This window comes from Thermogutta sp. (assembly GCF_014359955.1).
Lineage (GTDB): Bacteria > Planctomycetota > Planctomycetia > Pirellulales > Thermoguttaceae > Thermogutta.
The window spans coordinates 1-4670 of sequence record NZ_JACIYL010000315.1 but is presented as its reverse complement, the minus strand read 5'-3'; the positions used below and the strand labels follow the sequence as shown (position 1 = coordinate 4670).

Sequence of the window (4670 nt, the reverse complement as noted above, 5' to 3'; positions counted from 1 at the left end):
CTTTCAACTACAAAACGGCGCAATATGAAGGCTCGACACCGGGCACGCTCTTTGCCCTGTATCCCCATCAGTGGAAAAACACCGACGCGAGGATTCTCCCCTACGAATATGAGTCGGTCCGCGGAACAATGAAGCTTGCCGAAGGGCGGTCGTTAACCATCCGGATGACTTTTCCCGGCGTACTGCCTGTTCTCCCGGCCACGGCAAGCTGGGATCGAACGGCTGTCGATCGGTATCTGGAAGAAGATTGCACCAAAACACGAGGGGCCCCCGGCGACACGTATTGGGAAGGCAAATGGCTGGGAAGACAGGCCACGCTGGCGGCCCTGGCAGCGGAAAATGGCAATCACGCGGTCCGGCGAGGACTTCTCCGGCAAATCCAGCAACGTCTTGAAGCCTGGTTCACTGCGGTTGGCGACACCGGCCGTCTCAAATCATCGGGACTGTTCTATTACGATGAGCGATGGGGCACGCTCATCGGGTATCCAGCCGCTTACGGGACCGATACGGAGCTGAACGACCACCATTTTCACTACGGCTATTTTCTCCGAGCGGCCGCCGAAATTGTGCGATACGATCCGCAGTGGGCTGATCCTTCGCGATGGGGCGGCGTGTTACAGATGTTGATCGACGACATTGCATGCACGCGGCGCGGTGATCCACGCTTCCCATTTTTGCGATGCTTTGATGTGTACGCCGGCCATAGCTGGGCCAGCGGTCATGCCCGGTTCGCAGATGGTAACAATCAGGAGTCCTCCTCCGAAGCCATGAACGCCTGGTGTGCCCTGATTCTATTGGGGGAAGCGACGGGTAACACCGCCCTCCGGCATCTTGGAGTTTATCTTTACACCAGCGAATTGTACGCCATCAACGAATACTGGTTTGACGTGTCCGGTGACAATCGGCCCGCATCTTTTCCTGAACCCGTGGTGGGGATGATTTGGGGTGGCAAGGCAGACTATGCAACGTGGTTCTCGGCCAGGCCCGAGGCCATCCATGGAATCAACTGGTTGCCTTTCCACGGTGGATCGCTTTACCTTGGGCTATACCCCGAATACGTACGCAGGAATTACGAAGCCCTCGTAGCTCACAAGGGTGGTCCCAGGTGGGATCAATGGGCCGACCTGATCTGGATGTACCGTGCACTCGACGATCCCCAGGATGCTCTTCGCCAATTCAACGCCGCAGCGGAGAGCTTTCAACCGGAATCGGGAAACTCGAGGACCAACACCTACTGCTGGATCCACAGTCTCCTGGACATGGGTCGCGTGGATCGATCGGTGACCGCTGATCATCCCCTCTATGCTGTGTGTCGCAACGGAGAACATCGCACGTACGTCGCTTTCAACCTGCGTGCCGTCCCCGTAACGGTCCATTTCTCAGATGGAACACAGATCACTGTGCCTCCCGGTAAAGGCATGGTGGTCAAGCAGGTAACCGGGAACTCCCCGTAACAAACCGGTGAAGTAGCTTCGGCCATACCGCAGGACCAGCAGGGGCGCAGACAAGGCTGCGATCGCCTTCGCGGTTCATGCGTTGTCGCAATGAGGTGCGGCAACGTGCTCTCGGAGAAAAAGGGCGCGTCGCACAGAGGACAGGCACCGGCACATCGCCGGTGACCTGCGCTGCGGTACCGAGACAACACGTGCCGGTTTTTTTCAGCGAGGAAAAACGGTTCTCAAAGCACGAGCGGGGCGTTAGCCAGACGCCGTTCGCCCTGCGTCAGCTCGTACATATCGCGGATGAGCTGGATATCGCATGGCCGTTGCGTCACATTTCTCCGCAGAAACATCCGCTGCTGGCCCGCGATGGCAACTTCCACGGGCAGTTCGGTCATCTGTCCAAAGAGCCGTGCGTAGTTGGTAAAACTGGGCACGTTCGTCGTCACGAAGCCGTACACCATGCAGCACACGCCGATGACCTTGCCGGTAAAGATCCCGGTGTTGACGGCCGTCTTGGTGTAATCGCCGATGATACAGCCCATAAATTGCATTCCTGTGGGCACGCGCTTGCCGTTGTACTCCATGACGACCAGCCCGTACGTGTTTTTGAGATCACTGTTGCAGGTTCCGGCGCCCAGGTTGACCCAGCTTCCCAGATAACTATGGCCCAGGAAACCGTGGTGCTGCTTGTTGCTGTAGGGTTCCACGATGGACGCCTCCACTTCCCCACCCACCTTTGTCGTGTGTCCGAGGGCGACGTTGTCTTTGAGTGAGGCCTGTTCGATGAGTTTGGCGTTTTGGCCTACAAGAACCGGCCCCTGAAAGTGACAGAACGGCCCGACACGTGCACCGGATTCAATAACCACCGGTCCCGCCGTGCTGTTGACGCTCAGGTAGTCCCCCAGGACGACGTTGTCTCCGACAAAAAGCCCGTCTGACAACTGGCGATAATTTCCCCGAGCAATCTTGTCGGCGAGGTTCTCCCCCAGAATTTCCATATGGTATTTGACGACCTCGTGCGGATACTCGAACAGGACGAGGCGGCGGTCCAGAATCTCAACATGGTCCTCCGCACACTGTCGAACAAGAAACTCGGACAACGACTCGCGCGGTCGTGGAACGGGGGTGGAAAACGTCATGGCGGCAGCCGCCGTGTGATTATTCCAGCGGACAAGCACATTGCGCTGGTCTTCGGCCAGTTCTTTGAGGATTGCCACGGCCCCAACGCTGGGAACCAGCCGAGCGTTGACGAACAACCAGCGTCCCTCCCACATCTCAGGTGGAGCCGCGAGGGCGAAATCGAGTTGCGAAAGTTCTGTCAGGTGGGGGCGAACGTCCGCATAAATGGCTGTTTCGAACCGACGAATGAGTTCGATGAGTCGGTATCCCCCACACGAAACAGCAAACGCGGGACGTCCTGTGGTGATCGGATAAAGTTGCGTGACGAGTTCATCCTCAAAAAGGAGAATGTTCATATTCGCCCTCCTGTTGCGGCCATGCGTTTCACTTGGTTCGGGACTGTGCCGCAGAGTGTCAACCACAAAAAGTCCGTCTGCTGAACCGACCAGACGACCAATACATCGCGCAGCCGGGCAGCAAAAAACGCCTCATCAGCCCTTTTCAGTACCGTAGAACGCGGAGGGGAAATCTGTCAAAGGCAATTTTGTCCCACAGTTCTGGCAATTGTGTGGCAACCCCCGAATTGCTACGAAAGCCCCTTGAAAAGTGGTACAATGGAGGGCGGCGCACGTAAGGCTTGCCGGGCCCGAAACGCTTGTGCGGACCGTAACGAAAAGTTGGGGGAACAAACCGTGTCGGGCGCGTTAGGTGAGGGCGGCAGAAAACAAGCCGACCGTCTGAATATCCCGGGGAACGGAGGGTCATCGTTATGAGGCTCATCACCGTGCGGTGTTGGGGAATTTGGCTTGGTCTCATCCTGGGCATTTTGGGCTGGTCTGTCATCGGATGTAGCCGGGGTGGGGATAATTCCACCGCGAGTTCCAGCTCGGGTCCACCCGTGGTTGCTCCGCCTCCGGCTCCCACGCCGCCTCCAAGTCCTCCCAAGCAGGAGGCCAAGGAAGAAAAAAAGGAGGAGTTGCCTGAGGATGTCGGCCAGTGGACTCTCGACGATTTCAAAAAGGCCCGACAAAAGCAGGACAAGCGACTCTTCGAGGCGATCGATCGGTTGGTGGCCGATGCCGCATCCGGCCAGCGTGAGGCCCAAGCTGTGGAGATTTTGAAGGCTCTGATGGAAAAACCTCCGGCCGCGAAACCTGCCTCGGCCGGACCCTATGGCTCTGGTGCTCCCTACGGTTCTGGCGCCCCTTACGGTTCCGGAGCACCGTATGGTTCTGGTGGCCCTTATCCTCCCCCTGAAGAAGGGTACGGCAGTGGTCCGCCCATGGCTGGTCCGCCCCCAGGAATGGGGCCGCCTGGAGGTGCCGCCGCCAATCCCAGCTTCGAAACTGATGTGCTGAAAGCGGCAGCCACCGCTCTCGTCAAGCTGGGCACTTCCGCCGCGGTCGGCGTGATCAAAGATCTCCTGGACGCCAAGCTGGAAGTGGTGGACGATCGCGTGGCTGTTGAAACCACTCTCCGCGAAGTGGCCCAGAATCTTTCCAAACCGATTTATGAAGACCTTGTGATCGAAGTCCTCACGCAACCGCCCCGCCTGCCCAAGCAAGCACCGGGCAGCGCACCTGGGGGATATCCTGGCGGATACGGTCCTCCAGCGGGCTACCCGGGGGCCTCGGGGCCACCTCCCGAATATTCTTCCAGCTACGGTTCTCCCGGCAGCCCGCCTTCCTATGAAAGCCCAGAGGAGTACTCATCGAGTTATCCACCAGAAGGATATCCGGGCTATCCGGGATCGGGGGGACCGGGCGCTCCGCAGCGGAAAATGACGGGAGATGAAATCCAGCGACTGCTGTTCGACCTCGTGAAGGATGTCATGACGGAAAAGATTCGGTTGGCGCTGGCAGCGCATGTCCTGAGTCCCAATGCTCGACCGACCGATCGTCAGGTCATGATGCCCGTCCTGACACAGCCTGTGCCGGAAAACCTTCCCGTTCTCTTGGTGTTCCTCCAGAAAGGCAGCCCGCAGGATCCCACCGTGACCTGGATCATGGATGCGCTCACGGAACTTAACGCGGCCGTGTTTGCAGCGGTGATCGGAGCGGAAGACCCGCAGGGTCTGGAAGACCTGGCACGGCTTGCGCAGCAGGTTCC

General features: G+C 58.5%; 2 protein-coding genes and 1 pseudogene. 2 read left to right on the top strand and 1 reads right to left on the bottom strand.

Translation table 11 applies throughout. From position 1 onward, the window contains the following. Nucleotides 1-1454: glycosyl hydrolase (locus H5U08_RS10530; RefSeq protein ID WP_297032799.1), on the top strand; the 1454-nt coding region annotated here is incomplete at its 5' end. A 224-nt stretch (nucleotides 1455-1678) separates the two neighbouring features. Here H5U08_RS10530 and H5U08_RS10525 read toward each other — a convergent pair. Continuing rightward, nucleotides 1679-2917, bottom strand: a complete 1239-nt coding sequence (locus H5U08_RS10525; RefSeq protein ID WP_297032797.1) for a putative sugar nucleotidyl transferase — start codon at nucleotides 2915-2917, stop codon at nucleotides 1679-1681. A 413-nt stretch (nucleotides 2918-3330) separates the two neighbouring features. Between H5U08_RS10525 and H5U08_RS10520 the strand changes: the two are divergent. After that, nucleotides 3331-4670: pseudogene (locus H5U08_RS10520) on the top strand (hypothetical protein); the annotation flags it as partial.

Coding starts and splice junctions, on each gene's coding strand:
- H5U08_RS10525 (WP_297032797.1), bottom strand. CDS start 2,917: ATGAACATTCTCCTTTTTGAGGATGAACTCGTCACGCAACTTTATCCG.